The organism is Chromobacterium sp. ASV23 (genome assembly GCF_016428945.1).
GTDB classification, from domain to species: domain Bacteria; phylum Pseudomonadota; class Gammaproteobacteria; order Burkholderiales; family Chromobacteriaceae; genus Chromobacterium; species Chromobacterium sinusclupearum.
Genome location: NZ_JAELTR010000005.1, coordinates 60,727 through 78,834 on the forward strand (window position 1 = coordinate 60,727; position 18,108 = coordinate 78,834).

Annotated in this window: 19 protein-coding genes; 13 read left to right on the forward strand and 6 right to left on the reverse strand. The window is 63.6% G+C overall.

The window, feature by feature from the left end:
* Positions 1-37 precede the first annotated feature (37 nt).
* Positions 38-2,995: an Rne/Rng family ribonuclease gene (locus JHD59_RS03970; RefSeq protein ID WP_199153236.1), complete on the reverse strand. Its 2,958-nt coding sequence runs from the start codon at positions 2,993-2,995 to the stop codon at positions 38-40.
* 527 nt (positions 2,996-3,522) lie between these two features.
* Here JHD59_RS03970 and JHD59_RS03975 point away from each other — a divergent pair.
* From JHD59_RS03975 to JHD59_RS04010, 8 genes are all read left to right on the forward strand, one after another.
* Entirely contained in the window at positions 3,523-4,461 is a 939-nt protein-coding gene (locus tag JHD59_RS03975) for an RluA family pseudouridine synthase (RefSeq protein WP_103319452.1), read from the forward strand.
* Positions 4,461-5,117: an HAD family hydrolase gene (locus JHD59_RS03980; RefSeq protein ID WP_199153237.1), complete on the forward strand. Its 657-nt coding sequence runs from the start codon at positions 4,461-4,463 to the stop codon at positions 5,115-5,117. Before JHD59_RS03975 ends, JHD59_RS03980 begins: the two co-directional genes overlap by 1 nt.
* Positions 5,093-5,452, forward strand: a complete 360-nt coding sequence (locus JHD59_RS03985) for a Rieske 2Fe-2S domain-containing protein (RefSeq protein ID WP_103319448.1) — start codon at positions 5,093-5,095, stop codon at positions 5,450-5,452. The genes JHD59_RS03980 and JHD59_RS03985 overlap by 25 nt, the downstream gene beginning before the upstream one ends.
* 43 nt (positions 5,453-5,495) lie before the next feature.
* The gene (locus JHD59_RS03990) at positions 5,496-6,434 is read left to right on the forward strand and encodes a S49 family peptidase (protein ID WP_199153238.1); all 939 of its coding nucleotides are present in this window, start codon (positions 5,496-5,498) and stop codon (positions 6,432-6,434) included.
* Positions 6,435-6,450: 16 nt separating this feature from the next.
* Positions 6,451-7,305, forward strand: coding sequence for a flagellar motor protein MotD (gene motD / locus JHD59_RS03995; RefSeq protein WP_199153239.1), 855 nt, complete (start codon positions 6,451-6,453; stop codon positions 7,303-7,305).
* Positions 7,244-7,834, forward strand: a complete 591-nt coding sequence (locus JHD59_RS04000) for a malonic semialdehyde reductase (protein WP_103319442.1) — start codon at positions 7,244-7,246, stop codon at positions 7,832-7,834. The genes motD and JHD59_RS04000 overlap by 62 nt, the downstream gene beginning before the upstream one ends.
* Before the next feature lie 64 nt (positions 7,835-7,898).
* On the forward strand, positions 7,899-8,933 hold the full coding sequence (locus tag JHD59_RS04005) for a quinone-dependent dihydroorotate dehydrogenase (RefSeq protein WP_199153240.1): 1,035 nt from the start codon (positions 7,899-7,901) through the stop codon (positions 8,931-8,933).
* Positions 8,934-8,953: 20 nt separating this feature from the next.
* Positions 8,954-9,415, forward strand: coding sequence for a glycine zipper 2TM domain-containing protein (locus JHD59_RS04010; RefSeq protein ID WP_199153241.1), 462 nt, complete (start codon positions 8,954-8,956; stop codon positions 9,413-9,415).
* A 46-nt stretch (positions 9,416-9,461) separates the two neighbouring features.
* Here the strand turns inward: JHD59_RS04010 and JHD59_RS04015 are convergent, their stop codons facing one another.
* The 3 genes from JHD59_RS04015 to fur are packed head-to-tail and all read right to left on the reverse strand — an operon-like array spanning position 9,462 to position 11,333.
* Positions 9,462-10,217 carry an arginyltransferase gene (locus JHD59_RS04015; RefSeq protein WP_199153242.1) on the reverse strand — a complete coding sequence of 252 codons (756 nt, stop codon included), beginning with the start codon at positions 10,215-10,217 and terminating at the stop codon, positions 9,462-9,464.
* Positions 10,204-10,905 (reverse strand): leucyl/phenylalanyl-tRNA--protein transferase, encoded by a 702-nt coding sequence (gene aat / locus JHD59_RS04020; RefSeq protein ID WP_199153243.1) that lies wholly within the window; start codon positions 10,903-10,905, stop codon positions 10,204-10,206. The genes JHD59_RS04015 and aat overlap by 14 nt, the downstream gene beginning before the upstream one ends.
* Positions 10,902-11,333 carry a ferric iron uptake transcriptional regulator gene (fur, locus tag JHD59_RS04025; RefSeq protein WP_103319434.1) on the reverse strand — a complete coding sequence of 144 codons (432 nt, stop codon included), beginning with the start codon at positions 11,331-11,333 and terminating at the stop codon, positions 10,902-10,904. Before fur ends, aat begins: the two co-directional genes overlap by 4 nt.
* Before the next feature lie 97 nt (positions 11,334-11,430).
* On the opposite strand from fur, the gene JHD59_RS04030 reads away from it, so the two are divergent.
* The 5 genes from JHD59_RS04030 (at position 11,431) to JHD59_RS04050 (ending at position 15,067) form a co-directional block, all read left to right on the forward strand.
* Positions 11,431-11,826, forward strand: a complete 396-nt coding sequence (locus JHD59_RS04030; protein ID WP_103319433.1) for an outer membrane protein assembly factor BamE — start codon at positions 11,431-11,433, stop codon at positions 11,824-11,826.
* A complete protein-coding gene (gene dapB / locus JHD59_RS04035) occupies positions 11,823-12,629 on the forward strand; it encodes a 4-hydroxy-tetrahydrodipicolinate reductase (protein WP_103319431.1) in 807 nt (268 codons plus the stop codon). Before JHD59_RS04030 ends, dapB begins: the two co-directional genes overlap by 4 nt.
* A gap of 32 nt (positions 12,630-12,661) precedes the next feature.
* On the forward strand, positions 12,662-13,627 hold the full coding sequence (locus JHD59_RS04040) for an iron ABC transporter permease (RefSeq protein WP_199153244.1): 966 nt from the start codon (positions 12,662-12,664) through the stop codon (positions 13,625-13,627).
* Positions 13,620-14,417 (forward strand): ATP-binding cassette domain-containing protein, encoded by a 798-nt coding sequence (locus JHD59_RS04045; RefSeq protein ID WP_199153245.1) that lies wholly within the window; start codon positions 13,620-13,622, stop codon positions 14,415-14,417. Before JHD59_RS04040 ends, JHD59_RS04045 begins: the two co-directional genes overlap by 8 nt.
* Positions 14,418-14,599: 182 nt before the next feature.
* Positions 14,600-15,067 carry a hypothetical protein gene (locus JHD59_RS04050; protein ID WP_103319424.1) on the forward strand — a complete coding sequence of 156 codons (468 nt, stop codon included), beginning with the start codon at positions 14,600-14,602 and terminating at the stop codon, positions 15,065-15,067.
* Positions 15,068-15,193: 126 nt separating this feature from the next.
* Here JHD59_RS04050 and JHD59_RS04055 read toward each other — a convergent pair whose 3' ends face one another.
* Both JHD59_RS04055 and JHD59_RS04060 read right to left on the reverse strand, forming a co-directional pair.
* Positions 15,194-16,735, reverse strand: coding sequence for a SpoVR family protein (locus JHD59_RS04055; protein ID WP_255521357.1), 1,542 nt, complete (start codon positions 16,733-16,735; stop codon positions 15,194-15,196).
* The gene (locus JHD59_RS04060) at positions 16,732-18,009 is read right to left on the reverse strand and encodes a YeaH/YhbH family protein (protein ID WP_103319462.1); all 1,278 of its coding nucleotides are present in this window, start codon (positions 18,007-18,009) and stop codon (positions 16,732-16,734) included. The genes JHD59_RS04055 and JHD59_RS04060 overlap by 4 nt, the downstream gene beginning before the upstream one ends.
* Positions 18,010-18,108: the final 99 nt, after the last annotated feature.

Sequence of the window (18,108 nt, forward strand, 5' to 3'; positions counted from 1 at the left end):
GGGCGGGGAAGACTTGCGCCCTCCCCGCCCAGCAGGATCAACCCTGGCGGGTTTCTACCTGCATCAACTGCACCGGCTGCTCAACGTCGGCTTGCGCTTGGCCCACCACGTCGCGGCGGCGCGGGCCTTGCGGCAGCAGCGGCTCTTCTACCGCTTGCGGCTGCAGTTGCGCCGGCTTGGTCGAAACCATGACCAGCCCGCCCAGATCCAGCGGCTTGGCCTCGACAACGGTCTCAACCGTCTGCGGAGCCTGCTCGATGGACGGCTGCGCTTCGACAAGCGCCTCCACCGGAGCCGCCACGACTACAGCTTGCTCCACCACTACCGCAGAAGCCGCCTCGACAACCGGCTCAACCAGCTCAGCCGTTTGCGCTTCGACTTGCGCTTCAACCTCAAGCGCCGGCGTCACCACCACGGCTTCGGGCTCAGGCTCGGCCACCACCACCGGCGCCACAACAGGCTCGGCAACAGGTTGCACCTCCACCACGACAGGCTCGGCCACTTCGGCGACTTCAGCCACCGCCGGAGCCGCCTCAAGCACGGCCACAGGAGCAGCGACTTCGCTCGCCACCGCTTCGGCGGGCTTGGTTTCCACTTCCACCAGCTGGGCTGCAGACGCTTCGCTCGCCACTTCCACCGCAGCCACCGCCACGGCGGCTGCGGCGGCCACGCCGGCGGCTTCCGCCAACGGAGCTTCGGCGCCAGTTTCGGCGGCTACGCCTTCTACCTGAGCTTCCGGATTGTCGCGACGACGATCGCGGCGGCTGCGGCGGCGGCGGCGCTCGCCGCGTTCCTGCTGCTCGGTCTGCTCGCCTTCGATGCCTTCGGCGCGCAGTTCTTCCTGCACCAGCGGCTTCTCAGCCTCAACCGGAGCGGCAACCGGCACCTGACGGCGACGCGGCTCCTGCTGCGGCTTGTCCTGCTTTTCAGCCTTGTCGCTCACGCGCTCTTCACGCGGCTGCTGCTCGCGGACTTCCTTCGCTTCGCGCGGCTCGCGGCCCTCGCGCTCGCGGCGGCGATTGCCGCGCTCGCGCTGCTGCTCGTTGCGCTCTTCGCGTTCGCGAACAGGCTCCTTGCGCTCCGCATCCTTGCGTTCCGGGCGCTCGGCATCCTTGCGCTCGTCTTGGCGACGCGGCTTCACGTCATCCTGAACGGTCTGGCGGCGCTGCTCGTGCTCGCGGCGAGCCTGGGCGCCGGTACGGCGCTCCTGCTGACGCGAACGGTTGCCGCGCTGCTCGTTGCGGGCGGCTGCGGGAGCCGGCTTTTTCTTCTCCGGCTCGGCAACCTTCTCCGGCTCGGCGAACAGGCCCTTGAACCAGGACACGATGCCGGAGAACAGGCCAGCCTGCTCCACCGGTTTGGCGGCCGGGGCCGGCGCAGCGGTCGGCGCCGGTTGCTGCGGCGTGATGCCCTTGACCGCGGCTTCCTGGCGCACCACCTTCGGCTTTTCCTGGCCGAAGTTGGTGATCACATCCTCTTCCTGCACTTCGACGCGGGTGTAGCTCGCGGCCTCGCCCACTTCGGCCAGGTCGTCGTGGCGCACGCGCACTATCTTGTAATGCGGCGTTTCCAGGTGGATGTTCGGGATCAGCACCACGTCCACATCGAGGCGTTCTTCGATGGAGTGGATCTCGGCGCGCTTCTCGTTCAGCAGGAAGGTGGCCACATCGACCGGCACCTGCGCGTGCACCGCGCCGGTGTTTTCCTTCATCGCCTCTTCCTGGATGATGCGCAGGATGTGCAGCGCGGACGATTCGGTGCCGCGGATGAAGCCGATGCCATGGCAACGCGGGCACGGCTCGTGGCTGGTCTCGCCCAGCGACGGCTGCAGACGCTGACGGGACAGCTCCAGCAGGCCGAAGCGGGACAGCTTGCCCATCTGCACGCGGGCGCGGTCATGCTTCAGAACGTCGCGCAGGCGGTTTTCCACGTCGCGCTGGTTCTTCGGGTTTTCCATGTCGATGAAGTCGATCACCACCAGGCCGCCCAAGTCGCGCAGACGCAGCTGGCGGGCGATCTCTTCGGCCGCTTCCAGGTTGGTGCGGACTGCGGTTTCCTCGATGTCGGCGCCCTTGGTGGCGCGCGCCGAGTTGACGTCGACCGACACCAGCGCTTCGGTGTGGTCGATCACGATGGCGCCGCCGGACGGCAGCTGCACGCTGCGCGAGAAGGCGGTTTCGATCTGGTGTTCGATCTGGAAGCGGGAGAACAGCGGCACATGATCCTTGTACAGCTTCACACGCGACAGCATGTTAGGCATGACATGGCTCATGAACTGGCGGGCCTGGTCGTGGATTTCGTCGGTGTCGATCAGCACTTCGCCGATGTCCGGGTGGAAGTAGTCGCGGATCGCGCGGATCACCAGACTGCCTTCCTGCAGGATCAGGAAAGGAGCGGACTGCGCGCCAGCAGCGCCTTCGATGGCGCGCCACAGCTGCATCAGGTAACCCATGTCCCACTGCAGCTCTTCCAGATTGCGGCCGATGCCGGCGGTGCGGGCGATCAGGCTCATGCCGTGAGGCACTTCCAGCTGCGACAGCAGGTCTTTCAGCTCCTGGCGCTCCTCGCCCTCAATGCGGCGCGATACGCCGCCACCACGCGGGTTGTTAGGCATCAGCACCAGATAACGGCCGGCCAGGCTGATATAGGTGGTCAGCGCCGCGCCTTTATTGCCGCGCTCGTCCTTCTCCACCTGCACCACCACTTCCATGCCTTCGCGCAGCACGTCCTGAATGCGCGGACGACCGCCTTCATAGCCTTGGAAATAGGAGCGGGACACTTCCTTGAACGGCAGGAAGCCGTGGCGTTCCGTGCCGTAATCGACAAAGCAGGCTTCCAGCGAAGGTTCGATGCGGGTGATCACACCCTTGTAGATATTCCCCTTGCGCTGCTCTTTGCCTACGGTCTCGATATCGAGGTCGACGAGCTTTTGCCCATCGACAATGGCGACGCGCAGCTCTTCAGCTTGCGTCGCGTTGAACAACATACGTTTCATTTACATTCCTTGCGCAGCACTCACGCAAGGACGCAGCCAGTATTTGACGGCCCAGTGACTATAAATGGGCGCTTTCCGAAAGAAGTGTCGAGGTAAAGATCGAGAAAAACAGGTTTGCTTTGACAGCCTACTTCCTGAATTGAGTCACATGCAGCCCCGCCATTCTGTGCGCAACCGGCGCATCGGCGTTGTCGCCGATCCCGCCTACCAGGCGGGACAAACACAGCAGGACGGCTGGCATGCCGGGTCAAACTTCGCTGCGAAATCTCTCGACTGGCTTGGCATCGAAAGATGGAATACTCGTGAGTGCGTTGTGCGTATAAATGCATTACCATCGCTACTTTTCGGTGAGCGAGTTAACCTTGGCTGCGGCTGTGACAAACGGCATCAGGTCAGGAGTTGGCCCCTGCCGGCCATTTCGGATCTCCGCAGCAGCATCACGCAAAACAACCCGTGATCGTGGTTTTCCGGCCGCCGTCCGCTCTAGGGTGCCACGCACCACGGACAGCGCCACAAGTATAAGCAATATGACAGACATTCGCAAAGATTCCGTAACCTTCCTTGAAGTCACCGCAGAAGATGCCGGCCAGCGGCTGGACAACTACCTGCAGCGGCTGCTCAAGGGGGTGCCGAAGAGCCATATCTACCGCATTCTGCGCTCCGGCGAGGTGCGCGTGAACAAGGGCCGCGTCGACGCCAGCTACCGGGTGGCGGACGGGGACACCTTGCGCATTCCGCCGATCCGCATCGCCGAGCGCCCGGAAAAAGTCGTGCCGGCCGCCACCTTCCCGGTCATCTACGAGGACGACGCGCTGCTGGTGATCAACAAGCCGGCCGGCGTGGCCGTGCACGGCGGCAGCGGCGTGTCCTTCGGCGTGATCGAGCAATTGCGGCGCGCCCACCCGGAATGGCGCTATCTTGAGCTGGTGCACCGGCTGGACCGCGAAACCTCCGGCCTGCTGATGCTGGCCAAAAAACGCTCCGCGCTGACCAAGCTGCACGACATGATGCGCGACAACGTGCCGGACAAGCGCTATCTGGCGCTGGCCACTGGCCACTGGCCGGAAAACATCAAACAGGTGAAACTGCCGCTGTTCAAGTTCCACACGCCGGACGGCGAGCGCCGGGTCAAGGTAGCGGAAGGCGACGACGGCCAATACGCCCACACCAACTTCGCCATCCAGCAGCGCTACACGGAATTCACGCTGGTGGAAGCCCACCTGCGCACCGGCCGCACCCACCAGATCCGCGTGCATATGCAGGCCAATGGCTGCGCCATCGCCGGCGACGAGAAATACGGCGACTTCGCGCTGAACAAGGAACTGGCCAAACGCGGCCTGAAGCGCATGTTCCTGCATGCCCGAAGCCTGAGCCTGCCGCACCCGCTGACCGGCGCCCCGCTGAAGCTGGAAGCGCCGTTGCCGCCGGAGCTGGAAAAATTCCTGAAAACCCTGGAGCGGCGCTGATGCGTGAGTATGATCTGGTAGTGTTCGACTGGGATGGCACGCTGATGGACTCGACTGGCCACATCGTCCATGCCATCCAGCAAGCCTGCCGCGACCTCGCCTTCCCCGTTCCGGCACGCGAGGCCGCCAGCCACGTCATCGGCCTGCGGTTGGCCGATGCGATGCGGCAGTTCTGCCCGGAGCAGCAAGCTGATCGCTTGCCGGATTTGATCGACGCCTTCCGCCGCCACTACCAGGCCAATCTGGACCAAGTCACCCTGTTCGACGCCGCCCGCGAAACGCTGGAAGCCATCCGCGCCCACGGCGTCTTCGTCGCCATCGCCACCGGCAGCAGCCGCGCCGGCCTGGACCGCGCGCTCGCGGCAGCCGGCATAGCGAAGCTGTTTGACGCCACCCGCACCGTAGACGAATGCCACTCCAAGCCGCATCCGGACATGCTGCTGCAGCTGACCGACGTCTTTGGCGTGGGGTGCCACCGCACGCTGATGGTCGGCGACACCAGCCACGACCTGCTGATGGCGAACCATGCCGGCTGCCACGGCATAGGCATCAGCCACGGCGCCCATGCCAGCGAGCATCTGCAGCGTTGCCAGCCGCGCGCCATCGTCCACTCGCTGCCCGAGCTGGCCTCATGGCTGCTGCCCCGGCTCTGCTGATCTGCGCTTCGGCGCAACTAGAAGACGGCGGCCTGGCCTACCGTTTTGAAATCGCGCAAGCCGACGGCAGTCGCCTGCCCGCCTTCGCCATCCGTTACCGCGGCCAGGTGCATGGCTATTTAAACCGCTGCTGCCATGTCCCGATTGAGCTGGACCTGCAGGACGGCAAGCTGTTCGACCTGAGCGGCCACCATCTGATCTGCAGCACCCACGGCGCGCGCTACCACCCCGCCACCGGCTATTGCAGCTGGGGACCATGTCGAGGCCAATCGCTGACCGCCCTCGACGTGATTGAAGAAAACGGCCAAGTCTGGCTCAATGTCATGCCCGGATGATTTTTGCTAGACTGCCGGGATTATCTCCGGAGCGAAATCGATCATGAGCGACACCCATAACTGGGAACGACAACTACTGGAAAAACTGGCCTCCGCCGCCTTGGTGGAGCAACGCCGCAGCCGGCAATGGAAAATCTTCTTCCGGCTGATCTGGCTGGCCATCATCGGCTTCATCGCCGTCAGCCTGTTCATGCGCAATGAGGAAAAGGCCGGCGCCAGCCTGACCGGCAGCGGCCATAGCGCCGTGATCCAGCTGGACGGCGCCATCACCAGCGAAAACGACACCGGCAAGAAAATGACCGAGGCGCTGGATGAAGCCTTCCGCGATCGCAACACCAAAGGCATCATCATCGACGCCAACAGCCCCGGCGGCAGCCCGGTGCTATCCGGCATGGTCTACGATGAAATCCGGCGGCTGAAGAAGCTGCACGCCAATATTCCAGTCTATGTGGTGGTCAGCGAAGTCTGCGCGTCCGGCTGCTATTACATCGCCTCCGCCGCGGACAAGATTTATGTCGACAAGGCCAGCATCGTCGGCTCGATAGGCGTGCTGTCCGATGGTTTCGGCTTTACCGGCGCGCTGGAGAAACTCGGCGTGGAACGCCGGTTGAAGACCTCGGGCGAAAACAAGGCGATGGGCGATCCGTTCTCGCCGACCAATCCCAAGCACGAGGCCATTCGCCAGCAGCTGCTGGATGACATCCACGCCCAGTTCATCCAGGCCGTGCAAGCCGGCCGCGGCAGCCGCCTGAAGAATGACCCGCAGCTGTTCAGCGGCATGGTGTGGCTGGGCGAAAAAGCCATCCCGCTGGGTCTGGCCGACGGCTACGGCACCGTAGCCTCGGTCGCGCGCGATGTGGTCAAGGCGGAAAAGACCGTGGATTACACCCAGCAAGACGACTTCTCCAGCCGCGTGGCGCGCCGCATCGGCGTGGAATTCGCCGGCGGCGTGAAGTCTCTGTTCGACACCAAACTGTTCTGATCCAGCGGAGGCGGCCATGGCATCCCGACGCAAGCGGCATGAAGAAGAGCACGAAAACCACGAGCGGTGGCTGGTCTCCTACGCGGACTTCATCACCCTGCTGTTTGCCTTCTTTGTGGTGATGTACGCCATCTCGTCGCTGAACGAGGGCAAATACCGCGTCATGTCGTCGGCCATCATGGACGCCTTCCGCAGCGGAACGATGGTCACAGTGCAAACCTCGCCGCCCACCGGCGGCGCCAATACCCTGATAGAAATTCCGCAGACCAAGCCTATCGGCAAGGCCATCAAGTCCGGCCATCCCGCCCAGGAAACCGCCAAACTCAGCCAGCTGACGCAGAATCTGGCCAAAGTGCTGAACCCGCTGGTGCAAAGCGGCGAAGTCACCATCACCCAGAACGACCAGGGCATCACGATAGAGGTGCGCGACAGCGCCCTGTTCGCAGTCGGCCAGGCCGTACCCAGCACGCAGTCGCTGCCGCTGATGTCCAGCATGGCCAAGCTGCTGGCCGGCGTGGACAACTCCATCAAGGTGGAAGGTTTTACCGACAACGTCCCGATCAGCACAGCCAACTTCCCGTCCAACTGGGAACTGTCCGCGGCGCGCGCCGGCGGCATCGTCCGGCTGTTCGAGGAAAACGGCGTGCTGCCGCAGCGACTGGTCGCGGTGGGCCACGGCGCCAACCTGCCCGCCGCCGACAACGCCACAGCCGAGGGCCGCGCCCGCAATCGCCGCGTGACGATATCCGTGCAGGCAAACAACACTGCCGGAGCGGCCGAGGCATCCCCCCCCCCAACGAGGTCAAACCATGAGCACTCCCCTTTCGCACGCCACGCTGGAACAACTGTTCCTGAACGCCCGCACCCATAGCCACTGGCAACCGCGGCCGGTGAACGACGAGCTGCTGCATCAGCTGTACGACCTGCTGAAGCAGGCGCCGACCAGTGCCAACTGCTCGCCGGCGCGCCTGGTGTTCGTCAAGAGCGCCGAGGCCAAGGCCAAGCTGAAGCCGTGCCTGGCAGAAGGCAATGTGGAAAAGACCATGGCCGCGCCGGTTTGCGTGATCGTCGCCCACGACACGCGCTTCTATGAAGAACTGCCCAAGCTATTCCCGCACGCCGACGCCAGGAGCTGGTTCGAAGGCAATGAGGCGCTGATCAACACCACTGCCTTCCGCAACGGCACGCTGCAAGGCGCGTATCTGATCTTGGCCGCCCGCTCGCTGGGCCTCGATTGCGGCCCGATGTCCGGTTTCGACAACGCCGCTGTGGACGCCGCCTTCTTCCCGGACGGCCGCTTCAAGTCCAACTTCCTGATCAACCTGGGCTACGGCGAAGCCGACAAGCTGTTCCCGCGCTCGCCGCGCTTCAGCTTCGAAGAAGCCTGCCGCATCCTGTAATTCCCGCTAGCCCCGCCGCCATGCCCGGTTATAATGCCGGGCATTTGTCTGCCCGGAGAATGCCATGCTGTACCCGCTGCTGCGCCCGCTGCTGTTCAAGTTCGACGCGGAAACCGCCCATGAACACACGCTGAAGATGCTGGACCGCGCGCACCGGCTGCATCTGACCCCGCTGGCCGCGGCGCCGGCCATCCGCCAGCCGGTGGAGGCCATGGGCATCACCTTCCCCAATGCGGTAGGCCTGGCCGCCGGGCTGGACAAGAACGGCGACCATATCGACGCGCTGGCGGCGCTGGGCTTCGGCTTCATCGAAATCGGTACCGTCACCCCGCGTCCGCAGGACGGCAATCCCAAACCCCGGCTATTCCGCCTGCCGGAGCACGAGGCCATCATCAATCGCATGGGCTTCAACAACCACGGCGTGGCGGCGCTGCTGGAAAACGTGCGCCGCTGCCGATTCAAGGGCGTGCTAGGCATCAATATCGGCAAAAACGCGATCACGCCGATCGAAAACGCCGTAGACGACTATTTGGCCTGCTTGGACCAGGTCTACGCCGCGGCCAGCTACGTCACCGTCAACATCTCCTCGCCCAACACCAAGAATCTGCGACAACTGCAGCAAGGCGACGAACTCGGCAAGCTGCTGGCTGCCCTGAAACAACGTCAACAGGCGCTGGCCGACCAGCACGGCCGCTACGTGCCGCTGGCGGTAAAGATCGCCCCGGACCTGGACGATGAGCAGATCACGGAAATCGCCCGCCTGCTCACAGACAAGGGCATAGACGGCGTCATCGCCACCAATACCACGCTATCTCGCGCCGAAGTGGCCGGCCACCCGCATGAACACGAGGCCGGCGGCCTGTCCGGCGCCCCGGTGCGCAGCCGCTCCACCGCAGTGATCCGCAAGCTGGCGCGGGAACTTGACGGCGCATTGCCTATCATAGGTGTTGGCGGCATCCTGTCCGGCAACGACGCCGTCGAAAAACTGGATGCCGGCGCCACGCTGGTGCAACTCTACAGCGGCCTGATCTACCGCGGACCAGAATTGGTGGGAGAATGCAGCAAAGCCGTGGCACAATACCTAAAAGCTCGCAATTGAACCAAAGAATGGAGCAGGACATGATCTCTAACTTTTCTCGCGCAACCCTGATTGCCCTGCTCGGCGCAGGCATCCTTAGCGGCTGCGCCACTTCGGACTCCGCCGCCGTTTACTCCAAGAGCCAGATGCGCCAAGCGCAGACCGTGCAATTCGGCACCGTGGTTTCGGTGCAGAACGTGAAGATGGAAGGCGACAACAACGAACTGCTGACCCTGGGCGGCGCCGCGCTGGGCGGCTTGGCGGGCAGCAATATCGGCGGCGGCAAGGGCCAGGCGGCCGGCGCCATCGTCGGCGCGCTGGCTGGCGGCTTCGGCACCCAAGCCGCGCAACGCGCGATGACCAAGAACGCGCTGGAAATCACCGTCAAGCTGGATACCGGCCGCACCGTATCCATCGTGCAGGAAGCCGACATCCCGTTTGTCGCCAATCAGCGCGTGAAAGTACTGAGCGGCGGCGGCAACGACCGCGTCGTGCCGTACTGATCAGGCAAACAACGCAGCAAAGCAAACAGGCCCTTCCGGGCCTGTTTCATTTTCCACTCGCCAGCGCGTCGCGCGCATGCTCCGGCAGCCACTGCCAACGCCCCCCGCGCAATATCTGCAGCGGACGATAGGCCGACTTGTACGACATCTTGCGGCAGTCTGCGATCCAATAGCCCAGATAAACATAATCCAGCCCCATCTCCCTGGCCTGCTCCACCTGCCACAGCACGTTGTACACGCCCAGGCTCATCTGGGTGTCTTCCGGATCGTAGAAGGTGTAAACAGCGGACAAACCGTCCATCAATTTATCCACCAGGCTGACCATCTTCAGCACTCCATCCTGCCTGAATTCCACCAGATGGCTATCCACCCCGCTCTTCAGAATGAACTCGCTGTATTGCTGGGCATCATCCTCCGACATCCCGCCACCGGCATGCCGGGTTTGCTGATACAAACGGTATAAGGCGTAGTGCTCGGCATCGAACCGCAGCGGCAGCCAATGCGCGATGAGCGGCGAGGCCCGCTTCCATACCCGGCGCTGCGTCCTGTTGGGCTGAAACTGGCCGACCGGCAGCCGCACCGGGATGCATGCCTGGCAGGAATCGCAATAAGGGCGATAGGTATACAGGCCGCTGCGGCGGAAACCCAGCCGCACCAATTGGCTGTAGACCCCGCTGTCTATCGCCTCGGCCGGGATCGCCACCTGCGAACGCGCCTGCCGCTCCGGCAGATAGCTGCAGGGATAAGGCGCGGTGGCATAGAAATGGATGGCCGCAACTTGGCCGGCTTCACGATGGCTCATGGCGATAATGGTATTCCCACATCCGGTCAGGCTGGGATTGCCCGACCCGCTCCTTCAGCGTAGCAAGAAAAACATCGCGCGGCACCAGCCGGGCGCCCAGACTCGCCAGATGCGCGGTATGCATCTGACAGTCGATCATGCCTACTCCCTGCCCTGCCAGATGGCGGACCATGTGGACGAAAGCCAGCTTGGACGCATCCGTGCGGCGGGAAAACATCGACTCGCCATAGAACATCCGCCCGATGGCCACGCCATACAAGCCTCCGACCAGCTCGCCGTCTATCCAGGTTTCGAAACTGTGGGCATAGCCCAGCTGATGCAGCCGGCAATAGGCCGCCACCATCTCGGGCACGATCCAGGTGCCGTCCTGGCCAGCGCGCGGCTCGGCGCAGGCCCGCATCACCTCGTCAAAGGCGCTGTCGACGCGTATCTCGTAATCCAGGTTGCGCAAGGTCTTGGCCAGCGAACGGCTGACTTTCAGCTCTTCCGGATACAGCACCATGCGCGGCGCGGGCGACCACCACAAAATGGGTTCGCCCTCGGAAAACCAGGGAAAAATGCCCTCGCAATAGGCGCTAAGAATGCGCCTGGGGGACAAATCGCCGCCGGCGGCCAGCAGGCCGTTGGGATGACTCAGCGCCTGCGTCACCGGCGGGAAGACAGGCTCGGGTCCGAGCCAGGGAATCATCCGCGCTGACCGCCCTTGCCCAGGCAGTCGGGGCACTCGCCATACATGTACAGCGCGTGGTCGACGATGCGGTAGCCATGCTGCTCGGCGATGCGGTTCTGCAGCGCCTCGATCTCGGGATCGAAGAACTCGACCACCTTGCCGCAGCTGACGCACACCATATGATCATGGTGGCCGCCCTGGTTCAATTCGTACACGGCCTTGCCGGTTTCGAAATGATGGCGCACCAGAATGCCCGCCTGCTCGAACTGCGTCAGCACGCGGTAGATGGTGGCGAGACCGATGTCGATGTTTTCCGCTAACAGCTTGCGGTAGACATCTTCGGCCGACATATGCCCAGAGTCGGCCTGTTCGAACAGATCCAGGATTTTCAGGCGCGGTCCGGTGGCTTTCAGGCCGATATCTTTGAGGTGACTGGCTTTGCTCATCGTGATATAAAGTGTGTCGGTTTTCGAATCATGATAAAGCCTTTTGACGGCTTTGCCTAATTACAGCCTCATAAACATTCGAGTCAATCGGAGTATCATGCGCGCCCTGATTTTCGCCGCTGTCATCGCCGTCTCTGGCTGCAGTTCCCTGAATCCGCTGGACTGGACCCACAAGGTGGAAGTTCAGCAAGGCAATTATGTCACCGCCGACGCCGTCGCCAAGCTCAAACCGGGCATGACCCGCGCCCAGGTTCGTTTCGTGCTCGGCACGCCGCTGCTTACCGACGCCTTCCATGCCAATCGCTGGGACTACAAGTATAGCGAGGCCAAGGGCGGCAAAGTGGACCCGAAGAGCGATAAGCTGCTGACCGTCTATTTCAAAGGCGATGTGCTGGACCGCGTAGAGGGCCAATCGCAGCCAGCGCCGCCGCCCAAGCAACTGGACGCTTCGGCTCCGCTGGCCGTCCCCGCTGAACAAGTGAAGAAGCCATGAATCCGCAGAACATCGTGATCGTCGGCGCGTCCGGCCGCATGGGCCGGGTGCTGATCGAATCGGTGCTGAACACGTCCGGCACCCGCCTGCACGCCGCCATCGACCGCGCCGACTCCGGCTTCATCGGCCAGGATGCCGGCCTGTTCTGCGGCCGCAACAGCGGCGTCGCCATCAGTTCGGACTTCATCGCCGCGCTGGACGGCGCCGACGTGGTGATCGACTTCACTCGCCCCGAAGGCACGCTGGAACACATGCTGGCCTGCGTCGAACGCGGCGTGCGCATGGTGATCGGCACCACCGGCTTCGACGATGCCGGCAAGGCCGCCATCCGCGAGGCGGCGGACAAGATCGGCATCGTATTCGCCGCCAACTTCAGCGTGGGCGTGAACCTGACCTTCAAGCTGCTGGACATGGCCGCCCGCGTGCTGGACGAAGGCTACGATATCGAAATCATCGAAGCCCACCACCGCTTCAAGGTGGATGCGCCGTCCGGCACCGCGCTGCGCATGGGCGAAGTCATCGCCGACGCGCTGGGCCGCGACCTGAAGCAATGCGCCGTCTACGGCCGCGAGGGCGTCACCGGCGAGCGCGATCCGCAAACCATAGGCTTCGCCACCGTGCGCGGCGGCGACGTGGTGGGCGACCATACCGCGCTGTTCGCCACGCTGGGCGAGCGGGTGGAAATCAGCCACAAAGCCTCCAGCCGCGCCACCTTCGCCAACGGCGCCGTGCGCGCCGCGCGCTGGCTGTCCGACAAACCGCACGGCCTGTTCGACATGCAGGATGTGCTTGGCCTGCGTTGATCCGCGGAGGGGCTAAGCCCCTCCCCCCCTCCATGCGCCTCTCGACGCTGATTCCCCTGCTGCTGTTTCTGCTAGGCGCCACCGCCTGCGCCTCCCTGCTGCACCACAGCCATCTGCAGCCTGCCAGCCTGCTGCGGCTGGCGCCGCAACCGCTTCTGGAATGGCAATTGCTGGTGGAGTTGCGGCTGCCGCGGCTGCTGGCCGCCGCCAGCGCCGGCATCTTGCTGGCCAGCGCCGGGGCCGCCGTGCAGGCGCGCTTTCGCAATCCGCTGGCCGAACCCGGCCTGATAGGCATCAATAGCGGCGCCGCGCTGGCCGCCGCATTGGCATTGAGCCTGGGCGTCGGCCTGTACGGCGTGGCGGCGGCGGGCTTCTTTGGCGGCTTCGCCGCTTTGCTTCTGGTGCGCCTGCTGGGCAGCGACCGCGACGGCAAGCAGCTGATACTCAGCGGACTGGCCGTCAGCACCCTGCTGGGCAGCCTGCTGACGCTGCTGATCACCACCTTGCCGGACGGCTCGCTGCGCACCGTGACTTTCTGGCTGATGGGCAGCTTCGCCAGCATGGAATGGCCGCAAACCCTGGTCTTGCTGCTCGCGGCGCCGCTGATCTGGCTGGGCCTATACCAGCGCTGGCGCTTCCTCAATGCCCTGCAGCTGGGCGAGAGCGCGGCGTTCTACCTGGGCTTTCCGGTGCGCCGCCAGGAGTGGGCCATCATCCTGCTGGCGGCGCTGGCGGCCGGCTTGGTGGTATCGAATTGCGGAATGATAGGCTTCGTCGGCCTGATGGCGCCGCACCTGGCGCGGCAATTGGTCGGCAGCGACTCGCGCCGCCTTTTGCTGGCGGCTCCGCTGCTGGGCGCTTGGCTCAGCGTCGGCTCCGATTGGCTGGCCCGTTCGCTGCTGGCGCCGGCGGAGCTGCCGGTGGGCGTGATCACCAGCCTGCTGGGAGCGCCGTTCTTTTTATGGCTGCTGAAACGTCAGGAGGGCCGCGATGCTTGAGGCGCGCCATCTCTCGCTGACCCGCAACGGCAGGCGGGTGCTGGACGACATCAGCCTGACGCTGCAAGCGGGCGAGCTGCTGGTAGTGCTGGGGCCGAATGGCGCCGGCAAAAGCTCCTTGCTGAAGCTGCTTTCCGGCCTGTGGCAGCCCGACCAAGGCGACATCCTGCTGGATGGCCAGCCATTGTCGACATTGAGCAAGCGCCAGCTGGCGGCGCGGCGCGCCGTCATGGAGCAGGCCCCGCCCATGCCGGAAGACTGGACCGCGGAGCAGCTGGTCGCGGCCGGGGCCTACCCGCTCGCCGCCTCCGGACGCGCGCCAAGCCATGCCGCCATCGATCAGGCGCTGGCCTTGACTCATGCGACAGCGCTGCGCAAGCGCCGGCTGTCGCAACTGTCCGGCGGCGAAAAGCAGCGCTTGCAGCTGGCCCGCGCGCTGTGCCAGCTTTTACTGTCCGATCAGCCGCAGCGCTATCTACTGCTGGACGAGCCGACTGCGGCGCTGGATTTCGCGCTGTCCGACGCTTTGATGACAGAGGCCCGCGCGCTGTGCCGCCAGCTGCAAATCGGCGTCTTGGCCGTGGTGCACGATCTCAATCTCGCCCTGCGCCATGCCGACCAAGTACTGCTGCTGAATGACGGCCGCGCCGCCGGGCATGGCAACACCGCCGAAATGATGCAGCTCGAAAGGCTGGAGCAAGTTTACGGCGTGCGGCTGGCTGAACTGACGCATCCGGACCAGCCGTGGCGCGCCTTCATCCCCTTGTCAGGCCACGCCCCCAGACGCTGAGAGCCGCTAAAAAACTTCGAAGAGCATCTGAGCCGAGGCGCGCCGACGCAGACAGTACAAGTCATGCGGCAAGAAGGCGCAACGCAGGATCAGGGGTTGTGTTAGCGGCCCTAAGACGTATTGCGCGCGGCTGTCAAACCTGCCATCCTGACTACCTCCTCCATGCAACCGGAAGGTTAGCCATGCCTCTGCTTGCCGCTCTGCAATCGCTGCCCAATCAGTTTTGTGGCGAGGGCATCAATCACGATGACCAGACCTTCACCGGTTGCCTGCACTGGCAAGCGCTGCCCGGCCAGAGGGCCTTGCTGCTTCACTACACCGCCAACGGCACCGATGGCGAAGTCCTGCACCGGGAAACCACCCTGCTCGGCTACCAGCCGGACGGCACCCTATGTTTGTGGCCGGTGATGGACGAGCTGCCCTTCGTTTTGCCTCATCCCGCCATTCGCCTGGCCGAGAGCGGCAACGGCGTGCTGGAAGTGGTATTCGCCAGCGGCCCGCGCAGCCTGAGCGAGCAGTTCCGCCAGGAAATCACCATCCGGATAGAGGCCAACGGCCAGATGCACTACGCCCACGCCTGGGGCCTGCCCAATGGCAGCTTCGAGGACCGCTCGCATTGCCGGCTCTCCCCGGTGGGCGGCACCGCCTGAGCGAGGCGATTCCAGCCTTCCTCCGTGGCTTGAAAGCAGCTATGGCATCATGAAAACAGGCAACGCGCGCGTTGCCTGTCTCTATTGCCGGGCGCCTTGCGGCGCCGCCTGTCACGCCCAAGCGCTTCAGATCATCGCCGGGTCCTTGTTGGCCTGCACCTCGAACAGCTGCTTGACTTCGCCATTGCCGTCCACGCTTTCCAGACGGACATCGAAGCCCCACAGCCGACACACATGCTTCAACACCTCCTGCGCGCTCTGCTCTTCCAGCGGGCGGCGGTTATGCATGGTGTGGCGCAGCGTCAGGCTGCGGTCGCCTCGCACATTGACCGACCAGACCTGGATATTCGGCTCGCGCGAACCCAGGTTGTACTGATCGGCCAGCCGGTTGCGGATTTCTCGGTAGCCTTCTTCGTCGTGAATGCACGAGATTTCCAGCTTGTCGTCCCTGTCGTCGTCGCGGATCGCAAACAAGCGGAAGTCGCGAATCAACTTGGGCGACAGGTACTGCGAGATGAAGCTCTCGTCCTTGAAATTGCGCATCGCGAACTCCAGGGACTCGCGCCAATTCGTGCCGGCCAGATCCGGGAACCAGGCCCTGTCTTCGTCGGTCGGCGCCTGACAGATCCGCTTGATGTCCTGATACATCGAGAAACCCAAGGCATAGGGGTTGATCCCGCTGTACCAGCGCGCCGTCACCGGCGGCTGCGTCACCACATTGGTGTGGCTCTGCAGGAACTCCAGCATGGCGCCGTCGGTGATCATGCCCTTGTCGTACAGGCGATTCATGATGGTGTAATGCCAGAAGGTGGCCCAACCCTCGTTCATCACCTGAGTCTGCCGCTGCGGGTAGAAATACTGCGCCACCTTGCGCACGATGCGCACCACCTCGCGCTGCCAAGGCTCCAGCAGCGGCGCGGACTTCTCGATGAAATACAGCAGGTTCTCCTGCGGTTCGGTCGGGAAGCGCGGCGCGGACTTGCCGGAATCGTCCTTGTCGCGCTTGGGAATGGTGCGCCACAAGTCATTGACCTGCATCTGCAGATACTGCTCGCGCTCTTCCTGCCGCGCCTGCTCCTGCGCCAGCGACAGCTTCTGCGGCCGCTTGTAGCGATCCACGCCATAGTTCATCAGCGCGTGGCAGGAGTCCAGCAACTCTTCTACCTCGTCGATGCCGTAACGCTCTTCGCACTTCATGATGTAGCTCTTGGCGAACACCAGATAGTCGATGATGGCGGAGGCGTCGGTCCAGGAGCGGAACAGGTAGTTGCCCTTGAAGAAACTGTTGTGGCCGTAGGCGGCGTGCGCGATCACCAGCGCCTGCATCGTCATGGAGTTTTCTTCCATCAGATAGGCGATGCAGGGGTTGGAGTTGATCACGATCTCGTAGGCCAGCCCCATCTGGCCGCGCTTGTAGCTTTTCTCCGTGGAGACGAAGTGTTTGCCATAGCTCCAGTGGTGGTAATTGACCGGCATGCCCACTGAGGCGTACGCATCCATCATCTGCTCGGCCGTGATGATTTCCAGCTGGTTGGGGTAAACATCCAGCTTGAATTCGTCTACCGCGATCTCGCGGATGGCGCGGTCGTATTCGCCGACCAATTCGAAGGTCCATTCGGATCCGGTGGAAATCGGTTTCATGCTTTCCCCCTTCTTTTCCCGCTTCATGCGCCACTCCTTCCCGCCGGCTGGCGCTTGAACAGTTCGCGGAATACGGGATAGATGTCCGACGCCGAGCGGATCTTCTGCATGGCGAACTGCGGGCATTGCGCCTTGACCTTCAGGTACTCGTACCACAGGTTCTGCGGCTCGCCCTCGGTGATTTCGATGTAGGCGAAGTACTGGCAGTACGGCAGCAGCTCGTCCTCCAGGATGCGGCCGCAATTGGCCGAATCGCTGTCCCAGTTGTCGCCGTCCGAGGCCTGGGCGGCGTAGATGTTCCATTCGCTGCTGGCGTAGCGCTTCTTGACGATGTCGCTCATCAGGTTCAGCGCCGACGACACCACGGTGCCGCCGCTCTCGCGCGAGTGGAAGAAGTCCTGCTCGTTGACCTCCACCGCGCTGGTATGGTGGCGGATGAACACCACTTCGATCTTCTCGTAATTCCGCTGCAGGAACATGTACAGCAGGATGAAGAAGCGCTTGGCCATGTCCTTCTTTTGCTCGTCCATCGAGCCGGACACGTCCATGATGCAGAACATCACCGCCTGGCTGGTCGGCTTGGGCTGCTTCACCCGGTTGTTGTAGCGCAGGTCGAACGGGTCTATCCACGGAATGCAGGCCAAACGCTCCCGCATCTGGTGGATTTTCTGCCGCTTCTCGCGCACCTCGATGGCGTTGTCGTCGTCGGATTCGATCAGCGTGTCGAGCTCTTCCTCGGCGTCATCCAGGCTGGCCAGCGTCGGCGCAGACATCGCCACCCGGCGCGCCAGCGCGCCGCGCAAGGAGCGGACAATATTGATATTGGCCGGCGTGCCATCGTTGGTATAGCCGGCGCGCACCGTCTTCAGCTCTTCAATCCCCATCAACTGGGTCTTGATCAGGTTGGGCAGGGCCAGATCGTCGAAGAACACATTCATGAACTCTTCGCGCGACAGCTGGAACACGAAATCGTCCTCGCCCTCGCCGTCCTGGCTGGCCTTGCTGCCGCCGCCGCCCGCTCCGCCCTGCGGCCTGGGGATGCGGTCGCCCTTGATGAACTCCTCGTTGCCGGGATGGACGTTTTCCCAAACGCCGCCCTTGCCGTGATGGAAATGCGGTTCAGAAATATCCTTGACCGGAATGGATACCTTTTCCCCGCTTTCGATATCGGTGATGCTCCGCCCCTTGATCGCCTTGGAGACGGCTTCCTTGATTTGCGCCTTGAAACGGCGAAGAAAGCGTTCGCGATTGACCGCCGACTTGTTCTTGCCGTTGAGGCGTCTGTCTATGATGTGGGACATGGCCACCTCTCTAGCGCGCAATCGCGGCCGGCAGGCCCCGCCTGGAAACCTGCCGTCCAACCCCGCGCGCGGTTGTATCTCCTCGTCGCCTGGCCGCCC